Here is a 19,727-nt window from a genome sequence, read left to right on the forward strand (position 1 = left end):
CGATGCCGCTCACCCAGAACGGGCTGCAGCTCAAGGTCAGCACGCCGCTGGGGGCGGACAAGCTGGTGCCGCTCGCCATCCACGGCGAGGAGCGGATCTCCGCCCTCTTTCGCTACACGCTGGAGATGGTGTCGGAGGATGCGGATCTCTCCTTCGACAGCGTGGTGGGCGAGGGGGCGACGGTCACCATCGCGCTGGCGGACGGGGGAACGCGCATCATCCACGGCATCGTCGCGCGCTTCAGGCAGGCGGGCACGGGATCGCGCGGCACCGTCTACCACGCGGAGCTGGTCCCCAAGCTGTGGCTGGCGACGCTGGCGGCGGACTGCCGGATCTACCAGAACCAGACGGCGCCGCAGATCATCGAGGCGCTGCTGGACGAGCTGGCCGTGACCGACCGCCGCAGCGCCCTCACCGCCACCTACACGGCGCGCGAGTACTGCGTGCAGTACCGGGAGACGGCGTTCCAGTTCGTGACGCGGCTGATGGAGGAGGAGGGGATCTTCTACTTCTTTGAGCACGCGGACGGGGTGCACACCCTGGTGCTGGCCGACGACGCGGACGCCCATGCCGCCACCCCGGGCCTGGCCACCGCCCGCTACTCGCAGACCGCCACCTCCGCCGAGCTGGAGGACGTGGTGACGCACTGCACGTGGGAGCGGCAGGTGACCACGGGGAAGTACACGCTGGACGACTTCTCCTTCCTCACCCCCTCCACCAACCTGGCCGTGACGGTGGAGGGCGCCGCGGGGACGATGGAGCTCTTCGACTACCCCGGCGGCTTCGCGGCCACGGATGCGGGGGAGCGCGTGGCGAAGCTGCGGCTGGAGAGCTTCGAGGCCACCGCCAAGCGCCTCAACGGCGAGAGCAGCTGCCGCGCGATGACGGCGGGATTCGCCTTCACCCTGGCCGGGCACGGGCGCGCGGAGCTGAACGCCGAGTACGTCGTCCTGTCCCTTTCCATGCACGCCACGCAAAAGGAGTACGGCAACCAGTTCGAGGCGTTCCCCAAGGCCGTCCCCTTTCGCGCCCCGCTCGCCTCACGGAAGCCCTCCATCCCCGGCACGCAGACGGCGCTGGTGGTTGGGAAGAGCGGCGAGGAGATCTGGACCGACAAGTACGGCCGCGTAAAGGTGCAGTTCCACTGGGACCGCAAAGGGAAGAGCGACGAGAACTCGTCGTGCTGGGTGCGCGTGGCGCAGGGGTGGGCGGGGCAGGGGTGGGGGAGCGTCTTCATCCCCCGCATCGGGCAGGAGGTGGTGGTGTCGTTCCTCGATGGCGACCCGGACCGCCCGCTGATCACCGGCTCCGTGTACAACGCCGAGCAGACCGTCCCCTACACGCTGCCGGACGACGGAACGAAGAGCACCGTCAAGAGCAAGTCTTCCAAGGCCGGGACCGCGTACAACGAGCTCCGCTTCCAGGACCTCAAGGACTCGGAAGAGATCTTTGTCCACGCGGGAAAGGACATGAAGGTCGAAGTGGTGAACGACCGAACCATCGACGTGCAGCACGACGAGACGCACACCGTCAAGAACGCCCGCACCCTCACCGTCTCCGAGGGCGACCAGGCGCTCACCGTCGCCAAGGGGAAGCGCACCGTCACCGTCTCCGAGGGCGACGAGGCGCTGACGGTGAGCAAGGGGAAGCGCACGGTCGACGTGACCAAGGGCGACGAGACGCACACCGTGGGCGGCAAGCGCGCCGTGACCGTCACCGGCGACGAGACGCACGACAACAGCGCCAAGTTCACCCAGTCGTGCACGGGCGACTACACGCTGAACGTAACGGGGAACCTGGTCATCAAGGCAACGGGGTCCGTCACCATCGAGTCGCAGCAGGGGCTGAAGCTGAAGGCGGCGATGTCGCTGGCCGCCGAGGGGCTGGACGCCACCATCAAGGCGAGCACGGGGCTGACGCTCAAGGGCCTCAACGTGGACCTGGCCGCCGACGCCGCCCTCACCGCCAAGTCCAACGCCTCCACCTCGGTGGAGAGCAGCGGGATCACGGCGGTGAAGGGAAGCCTCCTCAAGCTGAATTGAGCGAGCCCCTGCGCGAGGTCGTGCTGCGCCACGACGACGGCGCCGTGCGCGAGGTGGTGCACCTGCGCGGCGAAGTGCTGGAAGGGGAGAGCTCCACCTACGCCGCCGACGGCACCCCGGTCCTCCGCGCCACCTACGCCGCGGGAAAGCTGCATGGCGAGATGGTGCTCTTTGACAAGGAGGGCGAGGTCGCCCAGCGCATCCCCTTCTCGGCTGGCGCGATGCACGGCGAGGCGGTGGCGTACGATGCGGGGTTCCCGCGCTGGACGACCTCCTACCGGGACGGGCTCAAGGAGGGCGACGCCTTCACCCGCCGCCCGGACGGCACGCTGGAGAGCCGCCTTCCCTACGTGGCCGACGTGCTGGAAGGCGCCGCGGAATTCTACGACGACCAGGGGCGGCTGATCCGTCGCGCGGAGTTCGTGGGCGGGGTGCAGGAGGGAGAGACGATCGACTACTACCCGAGCGGCGCCGTCCGCGTGCGCGCCGCTTACGTGGCGGGCGAGCTGGAGGGGGAGGTCCTCGCCTACCACGACCGCGGAGGCATTCAGCGGCGCGAGTGGTTCGCGGCGGGGAAGCCGGCGGGCGAGCCGGTGGAGTACGACGAGGACGGGAAGGTGGTGGACCGCAAGAAGAAGCCGCCGCTGTGGAAGCGCGTTCTCCTACGCCGTTGAACCGGGACAAGGAACGATGGGCCAGCTCGTGTGCATGGGGGCGATGATGCAGTGCAGCTTCGGGGCGGCGCCCTCGTCTCTGGTGGTGCTGCCCACAAACCGGACGCTCGCCGGGGGCCCGCCCGCGGCCACCATCATGGACCACGTACCCATCCTGAACGTCGCGCCCTTTGCCATGTGCAACTCCCCCGCGAACCCGATGGTGGCGGCGGCAACGGCGGCCGCGCTGGGAGTGCTGACCCCCATGCCCTGCATCCCCGCGACCGCGGCTCCGTGGATCGTCGGAGCGCCCACGGTGATGATCGGCAACATGCCCGCGCTCAACAACACGTCGAAGCTGATGTGCAACTGGGGCGGGGTGATCCAGATCGCGGTGCCGGGCCAGTTCACCACGCTGGTGCCCTGAGATGGCGGCGCGCGCTCGGGAGATCCGCCTGGTGCTGACCCGCGGCGAGGCGGCCGGCATCTTCGCCGGGGCCGCGGTGGTGGGGATCCTCCTCTTCCTGGCCGGGATGGGCGCGGGAGCGAGCGCGGGATGCGCGGACCCCCCCGGCGGTCCGCAGGCGCTCGCCGTGGAGGCGCGTTGAGGGCCGCCCGCATCCTGGCCGCCGCCGCGCTCGCCGCGACCCTGCTCGCGGGCGCAGGATGCCGGAGCTCGCTGAAGACGCGCACCGTGTCCATCCGGGCCGACTCGATGGCCAACGCGGATACGCCGATCCCGGTGGACCTGGTGGTGATCTACGACAAGGCCCTGGCCGCGCAGGCGGCGGAGCTGACCGCGCGCCAGTGGTTCACGCGCAAGCCGCAGATCGCGCGCGACCACCCCCGCGGCTTCCGCAGCGTCTCGTGGGAGCTGGTGCCGGGGCAGCGCGTCCCGGTGCACCGCTTCCCCTTTCGGCGCAGGGGCGCGCGCGCGGCCTTCGTCTTCGCGGACTACCTGGCCCCCGGCGACCACCGCCTCCGCATCGATCCGCTGCGCACCGCCCACGTCGTCCTGGGCGCCGAAGAAGTCACCGTCGCGGCACCCATGCGCCGCTAACGGCATTTCACACAGAGCCACAGAGAAAAACAACAAGGACGGAGAGGAAGATATCGAATTTCCCGTCTTCCCCTCTTGCCGTTCCACTCTGTGTCTCTGTGTGAGGCCGCAGTTTTCTTTTCTGGAGCCCCGCTTTGCCCAATCCGACGAATTCGCTGCACGACATCCCCGAGGCGGTGCTGTGGGAGGACGGGATGCTCCTCTCCCCGCAGCACTTCCAGCAGGGAGCGCAGCGCCAGGAGGAGCTCCTGCATTACCACCTGGGGCTGGACACCCCCTACCACTGGGGAATCGTGCGGCTGAAGTGGGACAAGGCGCAGCTCCCCGGCAAGGTGCTGCGCGTACACACGCTGGAGGCCGTGATGCCGGACGGCTTGGCCGTGCACCACTACGCGGACCAGAGGCTGGAGGTGGACCTGAGCCCGCACGAGAAGACGGCGCGCGCCGGCCCCGTGCGCGTGTGGCTGACGGTACCCGCGCGGCGCGGCCCCGGCGAGCGCTGGCACGGAAGCAACCACCGCACCGCGCCCACCGAGGGCGACCGCGCCATCGACGAGTACACGGGCGAGGAGATCAGCGTGCGCCGCGCGCGCCCCGTGCTGCGGCTGGCGGCCGGCCCGCGGCCGGGGAACGACTACGTCGCGCTGCCGGTGGCGGAGGTGCGGGTGGTGGAAGAAGCGTTCATGGTGCTGGAGTCGTACGTCCCTCCGCTCCTCCGCTGCTCCGCCGGCAGCGCCCCGTACGAGCTGTGCGGCGAGCTCGCGCAGAAGACGCGCAACCGGGCCAACGACCTCGCGCAGCGGGGCGTCGCCTCCGACGCGGTACACCGCTCGATCCGGGTGATGGCCGGCGCCCTCCCCCCCTTCGAGGCGGTGATCAAGAGCGCGCGCGCCCACCCGTTCACGCTGTACCACGCGCTCTGCACCTTCGCGGGATGGATGGCGGGTGCCGGAGCGCCCGTCGTTCCCCCCGACTTCGGGGCGTACGACCACGAGAACCTCGGCGCCTCCTTCGCCCGGGTGGAGGAGTTCGCCTCCGGGCTCCTGAAGACGATGGCCGAGACGCGGCAGACGCACCGCTTCCAGATCCATGGCGGAGGGTTCCGCCTCCCCGTCCTCGAGGAGGAGTGGCTGCGCCCGGGCGGGCTGGTCATCGGCCTGCTGGCCGCGGAGGGCTCGACCGAGGAAGCCGCGGCGGCGTGGATGAAGGAAGCGACCATCGGCTCCGAAGAGCGGCTGGCGGAGCTCCGGGTGAGGCGCGTGCCCGGCGCGGAGCGGGTTCGGGTGACCGACACGGCGCGGCTCAAGATGGCGCCCGGGAGGCGCGAGGTGCTCTTCAGGGTGAAGGCCGACGGCGCCGACGTGATCCCGGGCAGACCGCTGGTGATCACGCACCCGGGCGATCCGGCGGGAGACCGCCGCCCCGCCGCCGCCAACCTCTACACGGTCTGAGCCCGCCCATGGAAACCGCACGGCGCGACCGCGTCTACATCCCCGGCCCAGGCACCCTCACCGGTCTGCCGGAGGACGAGCACCCCGATCCCTTCCAGCCGGAGGACGGCGAGCGCGACGATCCGTTCCTGGTGATCGCGTTCCGCCAGTTCTACGCAGACGTGCTGCGCCGCAAGCACGAGGTGGAGGCGAACCCCGGCCCGGGCGCGGCGGGCCCGGCGCAGGACGCCGCCCTGCGCGCCACCCGCGTGCGCGACCTGCTGCTGGGCAAGCTGCGCCGCCAGGAAGCGGAGGCCGGGCGCCGCGGCGGCGACTGGGGCGCGGAATCGTACCGCGACGCGCAGTACGCCATGGCCACCCTGGCCGACGAGGTCTTCCTGGGCATCAACTGGGACGGGCGCCAGGCCTGGGCCGACCACCTGCTGGAGGCCGCCCTGTTCGGCACCTACGTGGGCGGCGAGCGGCTGTTCACCATGATCGACGAGCTCCTCGCCCGCACGGACCCGCTGCGCCGGCCGCTGGGCGCCGTGTACCTGATGGTGCTCTCCCTCCGCTTCCAGGGCCGCTTCCGCGACCGGGTGGACGCGGGGGAGCGCATCGAGAGCTACCGCAGGCGACTCTTCGCCTTCGTGTACCCCGACGCGCGCTCCGCCCTGCGCAGCGACCGCCCCGTCTTCGCCAACGCGTACCGCCACACGGCCCGCGACGCCGCGCCCGACCGACTTCCGCCCACGCGGCGCTGGCTGACGGCGCTGGCGGCGGCGGTGATGCTGTACCTGGCGATCTCGCACGGTTTCTGGCGCACCGCGGCGGGCGGCGTGGAAACGAGCCGCGCGGCGGTGGAGAAGCTCAACCACCGCGCCGACGCCGGGGGGAGGTGACGATGGCGGGCTTCGCGGCGTGGCTCTACGCAGTGAGCGGCTGGCTGCTGGGTGGCGCCTTCCTGGTGACGCTGGGGGTGGTGGGCTACCTGTACCTGGCGCAGCGCCGCGCCGGGGCCGCCGAGCACGCCGCCCAGACGGACGCGGCCGCTCCCGGCGAGGGCCCGGCCGCCGCCCCCGCGGAGCTGGCCCGCTCCTTTCGCGCGGCCCTCCAGACGCTGCGCAGCTACGTCCCGGACCGTGACTTCCGCTACCGCATCCCGTGGATCCTCTGGCTGGGCGAGCCGGACTCCGGCAAGACCACCGCCCTCGCCGCCGCCGGGCTGGAGCGCCCCTTTCCGCCCGCGCCCGAGGACCCGCTCTCCACCAAGGCGGGGTGCCGCTGGACCTTTTTCAATCAGGGCGTGGCGCTGGACGTGGCGGGAAGCTACTTCGCCGGCCGCAACGGCCGGCCCGCCGACGACGCGGGGTGGCGGACGCTTCTCCGCCTCCTGCGCCTGCACCGCGGCGCCCGGCCTCTGGATGGGGTGGTGCTCGCCATCCCCGCCTCCATGCTGATGGGCCAGGGCGCGCGCCAGCGGGTGGCCGCCCGCGGCGAGGCCGCCTTCGCGCGGCTGCGCGAGGCGCAGCGGGTGCTGGGGCTCAAGTTTCCCGTGTACGTGCTGGTCACCCGCTGCGACGACATCCCCGGGTGGAACGCCCTGGCGGACGCCCTCCCGGCGCGGGTGCGCGACCAGATCTTCGGGTGGTCGTCGCCCCACTCGGCGGACGCGGCGTTCGCGCCGTCGTGGCTGGACGAGGCGTACGACGAGCTGGGGACGCAGCTCTACCGCGTACAGGCCGAGGTGCTGGCCGAGAGCAGGGACCCGGACGACATCTTCCGCTTCCCCGAGGAGCTGCGCGCCACCCTTCCGCACCTCAAGGTCTACCTCAACGAGCTGTTCAAGGAGAGCGTCTACCACGAGACGTTCTCCCTGCGCGGCGTCTACTTCACCGGGATGGCGGACCCGCCCGCCCCCGCCCGCCCAGACGCCACGGCGGAGCCGGAGGAGCACCCGCTCCCGGACGGCCCCCGGCCCATCTTCCTGCGCCACCTGCTGGAGAAGAAGGTGTTCGCGGAGCGCGGGCTGGTGCGCCCCATCTTCGGCACGCGCATGGCGCGCGACCGCGCGGTGGTGGTGTCGCAGGCGCTGATCGTGGCGATGCTGCTCATCGGTCTGCCGGGGCTGGCGTGGGGGTACCTCCACGTGAAGCGCGAGGGGGTGCGGCTGACCGGCGAACTGAAGCGCGTGCACCAGGACCTGGGTCCGCTCGCCGAGGGGGGCGCCGGCCGCCGCGACGTGGCCGTCTCCGAGCTGCTGGACCACATGGCGGGGGTGCGGCCGGGCCGCTTCTGGTCCGTCTTCATGCCGACCTCGTGGGTCTCCCCCGTGCGGCGCCGGGTGAGCAACACGCTGGGCGGAACGATCGGCGAGGTGATCCTTCCGGTGATGGCGGACTCGCTCCGGTCGCGCGCCAACTACCTCCTTCCCCGCGAGGACCGCTTCGCCGCGTACACGCCGGGGCAGGAGAGCGCCGTGAGGAAGGCGGTGGACGGCGGCACGGCGGGGCTCACGGCGTACATCGTCGAGCTGCGCGACCTGGGGCTCAACATGCGGCGCTATCGCCGCCTCGCGCGGACCCACGACAACAACGTGGACGACCTGCGCGAGCTGGTGTCGTACGTCTTCGGCGAGCCGGCCCGCTTCGCCAACCACGCGGAGGGCAACCGCTTCTTCAGGCGCGCGCTGGGCAGGGCGCGCGCGGAGCCGCTGGACATCGGGAACCACACCCATATCGGGCTGAGGGTGGCCGACGAGGTGGTGCGCGGCGTGTACGACGAGCTGCTGGGGCGCGTGCGCCTGCTGGCGCGGCGGGTGGAGGACGCCGGGCTGGACGGCGCGGCCCCCGACCTGGACGTCCTGCGCGAGCTCAGCCAGGAGATGGCGGAGGTGCGCAGCTACGTTCCCGAGGAGGACGCGTACTGGCTGGACCCCTCCGCGAAGCTGCCGCCGCGCATCCTCAAGCTGCTGGAGTCGCTCCCCGACTCGGCCGCGGTGCGCGGCGCCGAGTTCCGCGAGCTCTTCCCGCCGCGCTTCGAGAGCGTCCGCACGGAAAAGCTGAACGGCGCCGAGTCGCTGATGCACACGTACGGCGCCACCCTGGCAACCGACGGCGCGGCCCCGGGCGCCGCGGCGGAGACGGGGCTTTCCCGCTCCGCGATGGCGCTGCGGCAGGCGCTGGGCGCGCTGCAGGGGCGCCGCTTCGCGCAGGGCGGCGCGCGCGTGCCGATGGCGGAGGAGGCGCCCGCCAGGGGGATGGTTCCCGCATGGGACGTGCGCGGGCTGGACGACGCGCTGGCCATGCACCAGGAGTACGCGGAGTTCGTGGGCAAGGACGTGGCGGCGCTCCCCGGCGGCTCGCGGCGGCTGGTGCACGGACTGGCCAGGGTGCAGCTGGAGGGCTCCGTCTCCTCCGCCGTGCGCCGCGCGCGCACCAGCGCCCCCGCGCCCGCCTCCTTCGGCGCGGCCGGGCGCGAGCGCGCCGTCGCCATGCGCGTGGCCGCGCACCGTCCCGCGGCCACGCGGCTGGACCGGCTCGCCACCGCGCTGGACGAGGCGGGGCTGCAGGCCGTGCACCACGAGGTGAGCGAGCTGGGGCTGCGCGACGCCGTGGAGCTGCTGAACGAGGTGGACGGGCTGCTGAACTCGAGCGGCGCCTACACCCCGCGCGACCCCGACTTCTCCACCTGGCGCGGCGCCAGGCCCGTGGCCCCCGCGGCCTTCGGCGTGGAGGACATGGACGCGCTGGAGGAGTACCTGGCCGCCGAGCGCGCCCGCATTCGCGCCCTGGCCGTGACGTACGCCGCCCCCATCCTGGCCGGCCTGGAGACACCGGGGATGAAGAACTACCTGGCGGGGCGCCCCCTTCCCGCCACGGTGGCGCGCTGGCGGGGGATCGTGGAGACGCTGGACGGCTACGACACCAAGAAGCCGGGGAACACGCTGGCGGCGCTGGAAAGCTTCATCCGCACCGGGATGGACGCGGTGGAGCTGGGGAACTGCATCGCCACCATGGGGACGCGTCGCGGCACCGGCGACTTCTTCGCGCAGCGGCGCGAGGCGCTGCGCGCGTCCCTCTTCGCCCGCTGCCGGCAGATCACGGCGGGCGCCACCACCGGCGGCTACGAGGAGCTGCGGCGCGCCTTCAACACCACCCTCGCCGGCCGCTTCCCCTTCGCCGCCTCCGCCGCCGGCGATCCCGCCAACGACGCGGACCCCGAGCAGGTGCGCGCCTTCTTCCGCCTCTACGAGCGGATGCCCACCGTGCGGCAGGGGATCCTGCGCGGCGCGGGCGGGGTGGCCGGGCCCGGCACCGCGCAGGCGGAGTTCTTTGCCCAGCTGGACGAGGTGCGCCACTTCCTGGAGCCGATGCTGGGCTCGGACACCACCGGGAGCGCCGCCTTCCGCGTGGTGGCGGAGCTGCGCGCCCACCGTGCACGCGAGGCCGGCGGCGACCAGGTGGCGGACTGGACGATGGAGATCGGCGACACCCGCCTCTCGCTGCGCGACTCCGCGGGCGTCGCCGCCGAGTGGAGCCCGGGCGACGCGGTGCGGCTGGGCCTGCGCTGGGCCGAGGGGTCGCCGGTGCGCCCGTCGCCCGCGGGGCTCCCCGCGAACGCGCGCGTCCGCGACCAGCTCCTCTCCGTCACCTGGGCGGGGGAGTGGGGGATGCTCCGCATGCTGCGCCAGTTCGCCGCCACGCCGGGCGAGCTGGGGGTGCCCCCCTCCCGCGTGCGCCACACCGTCGCCCTCAACGTCCCCACGCTGGCGGGCGACTCGGTGCGCGGCCCGGCGGCGCGCGTCTTCGTGCGCGTCCGCCTGCGCAGCCCCGCCGGCGGCGCCGAGATGGTGCTACCCGACTTCCCCACCGCCGCGCCCGCGCTGGGCCGCGGCGCCCCCGAAACGGTGCTCTACCCGTGAGCCGCGACACGCAGGGGACATTCGTGACGGACGTCGTCCGCCTGGCCACGCCCATACCGGGCGAGACGCCGGGGGGCGTCCCCATCCGCAACGAGCCCCTCTTCGCCCAGCTGCGCGAGGCGCGGCGCGCGGACGACGCCACCACGCCCCGCGGCGCCTGGCAGACGGAGCTGAAGCGGGCCGACTGGCGGCTGGCCGAGCAGCTGGCCCGCCAGATCCTGGAGACGCGCTCCAAGGACCTGATGGTGGCGGCCTGGCTGATGGAAGCCTGGATCCACCTGCACGGCGCGGCCGGCGCGGCGGAGGGGCTGCGCGTCCTCCACGCCCTGTGCGAGGACCTGTGGGAGCACCTCCACCCCGCGCTGGAAGAGGACGACCCGGAGGTGCGCGACGGGGTCTTCCACTGGATCAACGAGCGCGTCTCGTGGACGCTGGCCTCGGTGCACATCAGCGCCCCGCAGGCTTCCGATGCGCAGCCGTACTCGTGGAACGACTGGCGGGATTCGCTGCGCCGCGAGGAGGCCCCGCGCCCGGAGGGGAAGGGGACGAACGCGCCCGATCCGCAGGAGGCGTCCAGGCCCACCCGCTCGCGCGTCTCGGCCAGCGTCACCCTCACCCCGCGTCCCTTTTACGAGGCGCTGGTGCTGGAGCTGGACCGCGTGGCCGAGGCGTGCGCCCGCCTGCGCGCCACGCTGGAGGCACGCCAGGGGCGCGACGCCCCCACGCTGGCGCGGCTGGCCGACACCACGGCCGCCATGCGCGACTGGACGCAGCAGGTGCTGGCCGACAAGCCGGCCACCGAAGAAGACGAGGGCGCGCCCCGCCCCGAGCCGCAGACCCCGGAGCCCACGATGGACATCGAGATCAGCGACGGCACGCCCCGCGTGCGCCGCAGCATCGCCAGCCGCGACGAGGCGTACCGGCAGCTCCGCGAAGCCGCCGACTACCTGATTCGCACCGAGCCCCACTCGCCCACCCCGTTCCTGGTGAACCGCGCCGTGGCGTGGGGCGGGATGTCGCTGGGCGACCTGCTGCTGGAGTTCGCGCGCGACGGCTACGACCTGAAGACGCTGCGCCTGCTGCTCGGCATGCACGAGCCGCAGGGGAAGTAGGGATAGTCCCACCGCCGGGCGCACCCGCCCGGCCACACCGCCCACCCCGAGCGGGGTGTGCCCAACGCCACACCCCAGGAGCACCACCATGGCAGGAAAAGAGAGCACCCAGCACTGGCTGGACCGCAACCGCCCCCCGCGCGTGCAGATCACCTACGACGTGGAGACGGGCGGCGCATCGGAGAAGAAGGAGCTTCCGCTCGTCGTGGGGATCCTGGCCGACCTTTCGGGGAACCCGCAAGCCACCAAGCTCAAGGACCGCAAGTTCGTGGAGATCGACAGCGGCAACCTGGACTCGGTGATGAAGCAGGTCGCTCCGGGGCTGGAGCTGAAGGACGCCGAGGGGAGCGTGGTGGCCAACATCCCGCCGCTCACCGGGATCGACGACTTCAGCCCGGCGAGCCTGGTGACCAAGGTGGACGGGCTCAAGGAGCTCTTCCAGCTGCGCACCGACCTGAACGACCTGCTGGCGAAGCTGGACGGCAACGACGCGCTGGACGAGCGGCTCCAGAAGCTGCTGGCGAGCGCGGACGACGTGAAGGCGCTGAGCGAAGAGCTCGCCAAGCGCGCCCCCGCCCCCGCGCCCGAGCCGCCCGCGGCCTGAGCCCGCTCCACCCACCCTTTTCCCCACGAGACATCCCATGCCCGAGACCAAGACGGCGGGCGGCGCGACCGCCGCTGCCGGCACCACATCGATCCTCGACCAGATCATCAGCGAAGGCAAGCTGGTGCGCGACAAGCAGAACACCGAGTCGGCCGAGCGGCTGCTCTCCAAGTTCACCGGCGAGGTGCAGAGCGAAAAGATCAAGGCGGACGGCGACAAGCACACCGCCGCCCTCATCCAGGAGCGCATCCGCCAGATCGACGAGGAGATCTCGCGCAAGCTGGACGCGATCCTCCACAACCCCAAGTTCCAGGAGCTGGAGTCCACCTGGCGCGGCCTCGCGTACCTGGTGCAGAACAGCGAGACGGGGACGATGCTGAAGCTGCGCGTCCTCAACGTCACCAAGGACGAGCTGGCCAAGGACCTGGAGAAGGCGGTGGACGTCGACCAGAGCCAGCTCTTCAAGAAGCTGTACGAGGCGGAGTACGGCACCTTTGGCGGGCACCCGTACTCGGTGCTGGTGGGTGCGTACGACTTCGGCCGCAAGGCGCCGGACGTGGCGATGCTCGGCCGCATCGCGTCGGTGGCGGGCGCGGCACACGCGCCGTTCCTGGCCGCCGCGTCGCCGGCGCTCTTCGACCTGGACTCCTTTACGGAGCTGGGCATTCCGCGCGACCTGCGCAAGGCGCTCGACACCACCGAGATGGCGGAGTGGCGCGAGTTCCGTAAGAGCGAGGACTCGCGCTACGTGGCGCTGGTGCTGCCGCGCTTCCTGCTGCGCCGGCCGTACCACCCGGTCAACAACCCGGTGGAGGGCTTCGAGTACACCGAGAACGTGTACACCAACGACATCCACGCGCAGGAAGCCGAGTACCGCAGCGACAAGGAGAAGAAGAAGGACAAGCAGCGTCCCCGCGTGGAGGAGCCGAACAGCTTCCTGTGGGGGAACGCGGCGTGGGCGCTGGCGGCGCGCATCACCGACGCCTTCGCCAAGTACAAGTGGACGGCGGCGATCCGCGGTGTGGAAGGCGGGGGCCGGGTGGCCGGCCTCCCGGTGCACACCTTCGACACGCTCTCGGGCGACTCGGCGATGATCTGCCCCACCGAGGTGTCGATCACGGACCGGCGCGAGAAGGAGCTGAGCGACCTGGGCTTCATCTCGCTGGTGCACTGCAAGGGCGAGTCGTACGCGGCCTTCTTCGGCGGCGCCACCACGCAGCAGCCGGTGGAGTACCTCACCGACAGCGCCACGGCCAACGCGCGCCTCTCGGCCTCGCTTCCGTACGTGCTGGCCGCCTCCCGCTTCGCGCACTACCTCAAGGTGATGATGCGCGACAAGGTGGGGAGCTTCCAGACGCGCGGCGAGATCGAGAAGTACCTGAACGGCTGGATCGCGCAGTACGTGCTGCTGAACGACGACGCTCCGCAGTCGGCCAAGGCGCGGTTCCCCCTGCGCGAAGCCCGCGTGGACGTCACGGAGATCGGCGGCAAGCCGGGCTGCTACAACGCCACCGTCTTCCTGCGCCCGCACTTCCAGCTGGAAGAGCTTACGGCGTCGATCCGGCTGGTGGCGGAGCTTCCGCAGCCGGCGGCGTAACGGAAGTGCCAAGCGCCTGGTGCCAGGTGCTCAGTAACGGCAGTGCAGGGGAGGCGCAGAGGGGCAGCGAGCGGGTTGCACCCGTTTTCTGTGATCCTGCGCGACGCGCCCCTCCGGCCCTTCCCCGGCTCCGCAGTGTGGCGCGGAGCAAAGGATCTACTGCGCGTTCCGAGGGGACGGCGGGGCGATGCGGCCCTCTTGCCTCGCCGGCTAGATCCTTTGGTCGCCGCAGGGGCTCGGCACCGATCTCGGGCGCTGGTCTGGGCGGGGCTCCCTCTGGATGACACCGGGGGCACCCCTAACTAGGCACTAGGCACTAGGCACTAGGCACTAGGCACTAGGCACTAGGCACTAGGCACTAGGCACTTGGCACTTGGCACTTGGCACTTAGGACTCAGCACTTCCGTCCTCCCCCCAAACCCAACCAACACGAGGACCCATGCCCGACGTAATCATGATGAAGATCGCAGGCGTACCCGGCACCAGCCAGCTCAACGGCTTCGCGGAGCAGATCGAGCTGATGTCGTACAGCCACGGCGTGTCGCAGCAGGTGACCGGTGACGTGAGCAACACGGAGCGCACCTCCGGGCGGCCCATCCACCAGGACTTCCACGTGACGAAGTACCTGGACAAGGCCAGCCCGCTCCTCAACCAGAAGTGCTGCGAGGCCACCAACCTCAAGACCGTCACCATCACCATCGGCCGCAACGACGCGGGCGCGGTGATCCCGCTCATCATCTACACCATGGAGGGGGTCGTCATCTCCTCCGTGTCGGTGGGCGGCGGCGGGGGCGACAAGCCGGTGGAGAGCGTGTCGCTCAACTACGCCTCCATCAAGTGGGACTACACGGCCCAAAAGGAAGAGAGCGGCGCCGCCGGCACCGTCTCCGGAAGCTGGGACGTGGGCGCGAACAAGGTCCTGTAGCTTGCGCGAGCCGGGTCACACCCGCGGCGCGCGTGCCCTCCTCTTCGACCGCTTCTTCCTGCCACAGGAAGAAGCGGCCGAGGGGGAGGAGCCCGTGCGCGTGCTGGACCGCGAGGGGCTTCACCTGTCCGTGCGGCGCGAGCTGCAGCGCCTGCTGAACACGCGGTGCCCCGTCCCCGCGGAGGTGGCCGCGGCCCGCCCCCGCACCGTGCTGGAGTACGGCCTCGCCGACTTCAGCCACCTGTACACCCGCGACGCCGTAGCCCGCGGCGAGCTCGCCACCGAGGTGGAGCGCGCGGTGGCCGCGTACGAGCCGCGCCTGCGGAACGCCCGCGCCACCGTGGACGACGCCGGGAGCGAGCGCGGGCTGCGCGTGAGCATCCACGCCCAGATGGTGGTGGGCGACGTGGTGGAGGAGGTGAGCTTCGTGGAGCTGGAGATGACCGGATCGTACGGTGGAGGCGCGCGGTGAGGGGGCGCGGCGAGAGCGACCTCCTCAGCTACTACCAGGCCGAGCTCACCGACCTGCGCGAGGCGGGGGCGGAGTTCGCGCGCACCCACCCCCGCGTGGCGCGGCGCCTGGAGCTGGGCGGCGACGAGTCGCCCGACCCGCACGTGGAGCGGCTGATCGAGTCGTTCGCGTACCTCACCGCGCGCATCCAGCAGCAGCTGGACGACGAGTTCCCCGATGCGGCGGCGGCGCTGCTGGGGGTGCTCTACCCGCACTACACGGCACCCATTCCGTCCACCACGGTGGCGCGCTTCAGGGTGGCGGAGGGGCAGGGGAAGCTGACCACGGGGCACCGCATCCGCCGCGGGACGCCGCTGGTGGCGCACACGCCGGACGGCCTCCTCTGCCGCTTCCGCACCTGCTACCCGGTCACGCTCTGGCCGCTCGAGGTGAAGTACGCCGGCATCGAATCCGCCGACCGGGTGGCGGCGCCGCGCGGCACCCAGACCATCCTGCGCATCCGCATGCGCGGCTGGGGCGATCCCCCGGCGCGGCCGGACACCCTGCGCTTCTACCTTGGCGACGAGCTGCGCGGCGCCGCGGCGCTGTACGAGCTCCTCTTTGCCCACGCGGGCGGCGTGTACGTGCGCGAGGGCGAGGAGGGACCGCTGATCCCGCTCCCCGCCGATTCGCTGCGCCCCGTCGGCTTCCGGCGCGACGAGGCGATGCTGTACGCCCCCGAGCACGCGCACCCCGGCTACCGCCTGCTGCAGGAGTACTTCGCCAACCCGCGCAAGTTTCTCTTCGCCGAGTTCGCGAACCTGGCCGGGGCGGTGCCGCCGGGCGCGGAGTGGGAGCTGATCGTGCCGCTGCGCCGCCAGGCACCGGATTGGCTGCGCGTAACCGCGGAGTCGTTCCAGCTCGGGTGCACCCCCATCATCAACCTCTTCGACCGCCTCACCGAGCCGATCCGCCTGGACGAGCGGCGCTCGGAGTACCGCCTGGTGCCGGACGTGCGCCGCATGGCGACCACGGAGGTGCACACCATCCTCAAAGTGTCGTCCTCCAGCGATCCCAAGCACGAGGCGGGGAAGTACCAGCCGCTCTACTCCTTTTCGCACGGCAGCCCGGCGCGCGCGTACTGGCACTCGCGGCGCGTCCCCAGCCCCATCCGCAGCGTGGGGGGAACGGAGGTGCTGCTCTCCTTCGTGGACCTGGACTTCAACCCCGCCCTCCCGGCCGAGCGCACGGTGTGGGCGCACACGCTGTGCACCAACCGCCACCTGGCGGTGCAGCTTCCGCCGGGGCACTTCCTGCAGATCGAGGAGTCGGCGCCGCTGCACGCCGTCACCGTGCTGCACACCCCCACGCCGCAGCGCGACCCGCCCATGGCCGGCGCCACGCTGTGGCGCCTCGTATCGCAGCTCTCGCTCAATCACCTGTCGCTGGAGGGGCCCGCGGGGCTGCGCTCGCTGCAGGAGACGCTGCGGCTGTACAACGGCGCCTACGGCAGCCCCGGCTCGGAGCAGCAGGCCTCGGGCGTCACGGCCATCGACTGCCGCCGCGTGGTGCGCCGCGCCGGGCACGGCGAGTGGCGGGGGATGTGCCGTGGCACCGAGATCACCCTCACCTTCGACGAGACCTGCTTCGCCGGCACGCGCGCCTTTCTGCTGGCCTCCGTGCTGCGCCACTTCCTGGGGCTGTACGCGCCCATCAACTCGTTCACCCAGACCATCGCGCGCGGACCCGAGGCGGGCGAGGAGTGGAAGACATGGCCGCCGCTGACGGGCGAGCAGAGCGTCCTGTAGCCGACCTCCTCTTCGATCGCGGAGAGGCGGGCGGCTGGGAGTTCTGGCAGGCCGTCCGCCTGCTGGAAGGGCTCCGCGACCGGCAGCGTCCCGGCGCGCGGCGGGCGGTGCGCTTCTCGTCGCACGTGGGGCTCGCATTCCCCACCACCGACATCGCCTCCATCACCGAGGCCACGGACGAGGACGGGAACCCGGTGGAGGGTGCCCCGCCGCGCATGTCCGTGCACTTCATGGGTTTGGCGGGGGTGATGGGTCCGCTTCCGCACCCGTTCACGGAGCTGGTGCTGGAGCGCTCTTCGCGCAGCAACCCCGCGCTCCGCGACTTCCTGGACCTCTTCAACGACCGCCTGCTGCGCCTGGCGTACGGCGTCCGCAAAAAGAACCGCATCGCCCTCTCCCTCAGCCCGCCCGAGGGGACGGAGGTGGCCCGCGCGCTCTTTCCGCTGGCCGGGCTCGGCGCGCCCAGCCTGCGCCGCCGCATGGAGCCGGAGGGGGTGCCGGATGCGGGGGTCCTAGCGCACGCCGGGCTCCTGGCGCAGCACCCACGCTCCATGGCGGGGCTGGAGGGGATGCTCTCCAGCCACTTCGGCGTGCGCATCCGCGGGCGGCAGTTCGAGGGGCGCTGGCTCCCCGTGGAACCCGATCAGCACACGCGCATCGGCCCCGGCGGCCGCAACAATCGCCTGGGAAGCGACGCGATGCTCGGCACGCGCTTCTGGGACCAGTCCGCCGCCTTCCAGCTCCACGTAGGCCCGCTGACGCTGGCGCAGTACCGCGCCTTCCTGCCGGACGGCCACGCGCACCGCCCCCTGCGCGAGTTGACGCGCTTCTACGCGGGCGCGGATCTGGACTTCACGGCCCGCCTCGTGCTGGACGCGGGCGAAGTCCCCAGCTCCACTCTCAAGCGCGGCGCCGAGCCGCGCCTGGGGTGGACGAGCTGGCTGGGCCGGACTTCGCTTCCCGCGGCCAAGGTGATCAAGATGAGGGCACCCTGAGGTTCCTGGCGCTGGGCGACTCGTACACCATCGGCGAGGGCGTCGCGGAGGCCGAGCGCTGGCCGGTGCGCCTGGCGGCGATGCTGGCGGAGCAGGGCATCCGCTTGGACCCGCCCGAGATCATCGCCCGCACCGGCTGGACGACGGACGAGCTGGACGCCGCCATCGACGCGGCGGCCCCGGCGGGCGCGTACTCGCTGGTCACGCTGCTGGTTGGCGTCAACAACCAGTACCGCAGCCGCTCCGTGGAGGAGTACCGCGAGCACTTCCGCTTCCTGCTGGCGCGCGCGATCGGCTTCGCGGGAAACGAGGCGCGCCGCGTCCTGGTGCTCTCGATCCCGGACTGGGGCGTCACCCCCTTTGCCGCCGGCCGCGACCGCGCCGCCATCGCCCGCGAGATCGACGCCTTCAACGCCATCGCGCGCGACGAAGCCGCCCACGCAGGCGCCCGCTGGGTGGACGTGACCCCCGCCTCCCGCGCCGCCGGCGCGCGCATGCTGGTGGACGACGGCCTTCACCCCTCTGGCGCCGCCTACGAGGAGTGGGCGCGGCTGGCGTTGCCGCACGCGGTGGAGGCGCTGAGGGCGTGAGGGGCCGGCATCGCGGGCCCCCACCCCCGCTCGTCACCTCGCGGCCCCTCCCCCAATAACTACCTGGGGGAGGGGCGTTTGCGTGCATCCGTGCGGGCGGCTCGTGGCGGCACGGGCAGCCACGTGAGGCTGCCCCTAGGGGGTTGTGTGCGTTGCGCGGGGGTCGAGGCGGGGGCAGGCGGTGGGCGCGATAAATCGCGCCCCTACCTGGATTTGCGGGCGTGGGCGTCTTCAGCCCCCTCTCCCGTTATCGGGAGAGGGGGCAGGCGAGTGTAACGAGCCGGGGGTGAGGGCCTACCGCGCCCGCGTACTATCCATCCCCAGCAGCTCCACCGCGCCGGCGCGGCTCACCTTGATGCGCACCGGAGCGCCCACGCGGAGCTGCTGGAAGCGGTCGAGGGTGACGGGAGTTTCGTAGGTGTCGCCGTCTTCTTCGCGGAAGCGAAGGATGTACTTTTCGGTGCGGGCGCCCTCGCGCTGGCGCTCGCGCAGGCGGGTGACGGGCCACGCGGGATTGGCGGGCTCGCTGGGCTCGTCTGCTTCGCCGCGGGCGGCGAGGACGGTGTCGCGCACCCAGCGCTCGATGTCGTAGTCGTGCTTGGTGGCGTAGACCGGCTCCTTGCGGTACACGGGGTCCTGGTACTTCTCGGTGCGGTAGCGCGTCTCGTACTCGGGCTCGGTGCAGGTGCGGTCCTCGAAGTGGCCGTTCCCCAGGTCGCGCGAGCCGCAGGTGTAGGTGCGCGTGCCGGTCTGCACTCGTTCGGAGACCTGCCGCTCCTTGGTCTCGTAGTGGTCCAGCACCTGGCGGTAATCGCGGATCGCGCGGTAGCTGCGCACCGGGCGCCCGCCCGAGGGCACGGACCAGTCCGATTCGCGCACGGTGCGGTACGCCTGCACTTCCAGAGTGCGGTCCCACGTCTTGGCGTCCACGACGGCCGTGACTTCCTGCGGGCTGAAGATCCACCACACCATCGCCGCGATGGCCGCCAGCACGCCGCGTCCCATCCACGGCGAGCGGCGCTTCGGAGGGATCGCAGCGGCGGCCAGCGGGGCGGTGCGCCGCTCCTTGCCGTCGCGCGGGATCTCGTCCATGTCGTAGTCGTGGACGTCCTGCGCGTCGCTGCTGCCACGCGGCGCCCCGCAGCCGGGGCAGTCCGCCTCGGTGGCGTGCGCGCTGGCGCCGCAGTGCTCGCACACCCAGTCCGCGCCTGCCTGGGCCAGGGCGAGCTGGGCGGCGTCGGTGACTTCGGGCGCGTCTTCGGGAAGGTAGAAGCGGGTGCCGTCGGGGCGGGGAAGCGCGCAGCCGGGACAGTTCACCTGGCGGCCGGGGTTGCCCACGGCGCCGCACGAGGTGCAGTCCCAGCGTCCTTCGCGTATGGCCATCGGTCGTCGTCCGGAGGGTGCCGCGAGGGAGGGCGGCGGTGGAGGGTGCGCCACGTGCAGGCTTCAACTATGCGCGAATGCACGGCTTCCTGCAAGCCGCGGGTGATGCTCATCGATCCATAACCCGCCCGCCGCCGCCATGGCGTTATCTTC

The 19,727-nt window shown here is 71.9% G+C and carries 17 protein-coding genes; 16 read left to right on the forward strand and 1 reads right to left on the reverse strand.

Going from position 1 to position 19,727, the window contains the following annotated elements; genetic code table 11:
• The first annotated feature begins 2 nt into the window (after positions 1 to 2).
• The 16 genes from tssI to VF584_25785 all read left to right on the forward strand — a co-directional run bounded on the left by tssI (position 3) and on the right by VF584_25785 (position 18,191).
• On the forward strand, positions 3 to 2,042 hold the full coding sequence (gene tssI / locus VF584_25710) for a type VI secretion system tip protein TssI/VgrG (GenBank protein HEX8213592.1): 2,040 nt from the start codon (positions 3 to 5) through the stop codon (positions 2,040 to 2,042).
• On the forward strand, positions 2,039 to 2,716 hold the full coding sequence (locus VF584_25715; protein ID HEX8213593.1) for a toxin-antitoxin system YwqK family antitoxin: 678 nt from the start codon (positions 2,039 to 2,041) through the stop codon (positions 2,714 to 2,716). Before tssI ends, VF584_25715 begins: the two co-directional genes overlap by 4 nt.
• Positions 2,717 to 2,732: 16 nt before the next feature.
• Positions 2,733 to 3,122 carry a DUF4280 domain-containing protein gene (locus VF584_25720; protein ID HEX8213594.1) on the forward strand — a complete coding sequence of 130 codons (390 nt, stop codon included), beginning with the start codon at positions 2,733 to 2,735 and terminating at the stop codon, positions 3,120 to 3,122.
• A 1-nt stretch (position 3,123) separates the two neighbouring features.
• Positions 3,124 to 3,303 (forward strand): hypothetical protein, encoded by a 180-nt coding sequence (locus tag VF584_25725; protein ID HEX8213595.1) that lies wholly within the window; start codon positions 3,124 to 3,126, stop codon positions 3,301 to 3,303.
• Positions 3,300 to 3,755, forward strand: a complete 456-nt coding sequence (locus VF584_25730) for a hypothetical protein (GenBank protein HEX8213596.1) — start codon at positions 3,300 to 3,302, stop codon at positions 3,753 to 3,755. Before VF584_25725 ends, VF584_25730 begins: the two co-directional genes overlap by 4 nt.
• Positions 3,756 to 3,889: 134 nt before the next feature.
• Positions 3,890 to 5,206: a type VI secretion system baseplate subunit TssK gene (gene tssK, locus VF584_25735; GenBank protein ID HEX8213597.1), complete on the forward strand. Its 1,317-nt coding sequence runs from the start codon at positions 3,890 to 3,892 to the stop codon at positions 5,204 to 5,206.
• Between the two features lie 8 nt (positions 5,207 to 5,214).
• The gene (locus VF584_25740; GenBank protein ID HEX8213598.1) at positions 5,215 to 6,087 is read left to right on the forward strand and encodes a DotU family type IV/VI secretion system protein; all 873 of its coding nucleotides are present in this window, start codon (positions 5,215 to 5,217) and stop codon (positions 6,085 to 6,087) included.
• 2 nt (positions 6,088 to 6,089) lie between these two features.
• The gene (locus VF584_25745; GenBank protein HEX8213599.1) at positions 6,090 to 10,109 is read left to right on the forward strand and encodes a type VI secretion protein IcmF/TssM N-terminal domain-containing protein; all 4,020 of its coding nucleotides are present in this window, start codon (positions 6,090 to 6,092) and stop codon (positions 10,107 to 10,109) included.
• Positions 10,106 to 11,221 (forward strand): type VI secretion system protein TssA, encoded by a 1,116-nt coding sequence (gene tssA, locus VF584_25750; protein HEX8213600.1) that lies wholly within the window; start codon positions 10,106 to 10,108, stop codon positions 11,219 to 11,221. The genes VF584_25745 and tssA overlap by 4 nt, the downstream gene beginning before the upstream one ends.
• Positions 11,222 to 11,309: 88 nt before the next feature.
• Positions 11,310 to 11,825, forward strand: a complete 516-nt coding sequence (gene tssB / locus VF584_25755) for a type VI secretion system contractile sheath small subunit (protein ID HEX8213601.1) — start codon at positions 11,310 to 11,312, stop codon at positions 11,823 to 11,825.
• Positions 11,826 to 11,862: 37 nt separating this feature from the next.
• Positions 11,863 to 13,422 carry a type VI secretion system contractile sheath large subunit gene (gene tssC, locus VF584_25760; GenBank protein HEX8213602.1) on the forward strand — a complete coding sequence of 520 codons (1,560 nt, stop codon included), beginning with the start codon at positions 11,863 to 11,865 and terminating at the stop codon, positions 13,420 to 13,422.
• A 439-nt stretch (positions 13,423 to 13,861) separates the two neighbouring features.
• Complete coding sequence (locus VF584_25765; GenBank protein ID HEX8213603.1) at positions 13,862 to 14,347, forward strand: type VI secretion system tube protein Hcp; 486 nt, start codon at positions 13,862 to 13,864, stop codon at positions 14,345 to 14,347.
• 1 nt (position 14,348) lies between these two features.
• Entirely contained in the window at positions 14,349 to 14,819 is a 471-nt protein-coding gene (gene tssE, locus VF584_25770) for a type VI secretion system baseplate subunit TssE (GenBank protein ID HEX8213604.1), read from the forward strand.
• On the forward strand, positions 14,816 to 16,606 hold the full coding sequence (tssF, locus tag VF584_25775) for a type VI secretion system baseplate subunit TssF (GenBank protein ID HEX8213605.1): 1,791 nt from the start codon (positions 14,816 to 14,818) through the stop codon (positions 16,604 to 16,606). The genes tssE and tssF overlap by 4 nt, the downstream gene beginning before the upstream one ends.
• Complete coding sequence (tssG, locus tag VF584_25780) at positions 16,570 to 17,601, forward strand: type VI secretion system baseplate subunit TssG (GenBank protein HEX8213606.1); 1,032 nt, start codon at positions 16,570 to 16,572, stop codon at positions 17,599 to 17,601. Before tssF ends, tssG begins: the two co-directional genes overlap by 37 nt.
• Complete coding sequence (locus tag VF584_25785; protein HEX8213607.1) at positions 17,535 to 18,191, forward strand: SGNH/GDSL hydrolase family protein; 657 nt, start codon at positions 17,535 to 17,537, stop codon at positions 18,189 to 18,191. The genes tssG and VF584_25785 overlap by 67 nt, the downstream gene beginning before the upstream one ends.
• Before the next feature lie 294 nt (positions 18,192 to 18,485).
• Here the strand turns inward: VF584_25785 and VF584_25790 are convergent, their stop codons facing one another.
• Positions 18,486 to 19,574 carry a hypothetical protein gene (locus VF584_25790; protein ID HEX8213608.1) on the reverse strand — a complete coding sequence of 363 codons (1,089 nt, stop codon included), beginning with the start codon at positions 19,572 to 19,574 and terminating at the stop codon, positions 18,486 to 18,488.
• Positions 19,575 to 19,727 lie beyond the last annotated feature (153 nt).

The sequence above is a fragment of the Longimicrobium sp. genome (assembly GCA_036389135.1).
In the GTDB taxonomy this organism is placed as follows: Bacteria; Gemmatimonadota; Gemmatimonadetes; order Longimicrobiales; family Longimicrobiaceae; genus Longimicrobium.

Bases quoted from the DNA above. Each gene is read 5' to 3' on its own strand.
- VF584_25740 (HEX8213598.1), top strand. From the start codon at position 5,215: ATGGAAACCGCACGGCGCGACCGCGTCTACATCCCCGGCCCAGGCACC.
- VF584_25790 (HEX8213608.1), bottom strand. From the start codon at position 19,574: ATGGCCATACGCGAAGGACGCTGGGACTGCACCTCGTGCGGCGCCGTG.
- tssI (HEX8213592.1), top strand. From the start codon at position 3: ATGCCGCTCACCCAGAACGGGCTGCAGCTCAAGGTCAGCACGCCGCTG.
- VF584_25720 (HEX8213594.1), top strand. From the start codon at position 2,733: ATGGGCCAGCTCGTGTGCATGGGGGCGATGATGCAGTGCAGCTTCGGG.
- VF584_25725 (HEX8213595.1), top strand. From the start codon at position 3,124: ATGGCGGCGCGCGCTCGGGAGATCCGCCTGGTGCTGACCCGCGGCGAG.
- tssC (HEX8213602.1), top strand. From the start codon at position 11,863: ATGCCCGAGACCAAGACGGCGGGCGGCGCGACCGCCGCTGCCGGCACC.
- VF584_25765 (HEX8213603.1), top strand. From the start codon at position 13,862: ATGCCCGACGTAATCATGATGAAGATCGCAGGCGTACCCGGCACCAGC.
- tssG (HEX8213606.1), top strand. From the start codon at position 16,570: ATGGCCGCCGCTGACGGGCGAGCAGAGCGTCCTGTAGCCGACCTCCTC.
- tssB (HEX8213601.1), top strand. From the start codon at position 11,310: ATGGCAGGAAAAGAGAGCACCCAGCACTGGCTGGACCGCAACCGCCCC.
- VF584_25745 (HEX8213599.1), top strand. From the start codon at position 6,090: ATGGCGGGCTTCGCGGCGTGGCTCTACGCAGTGAGCGGCTGGCTGCTG.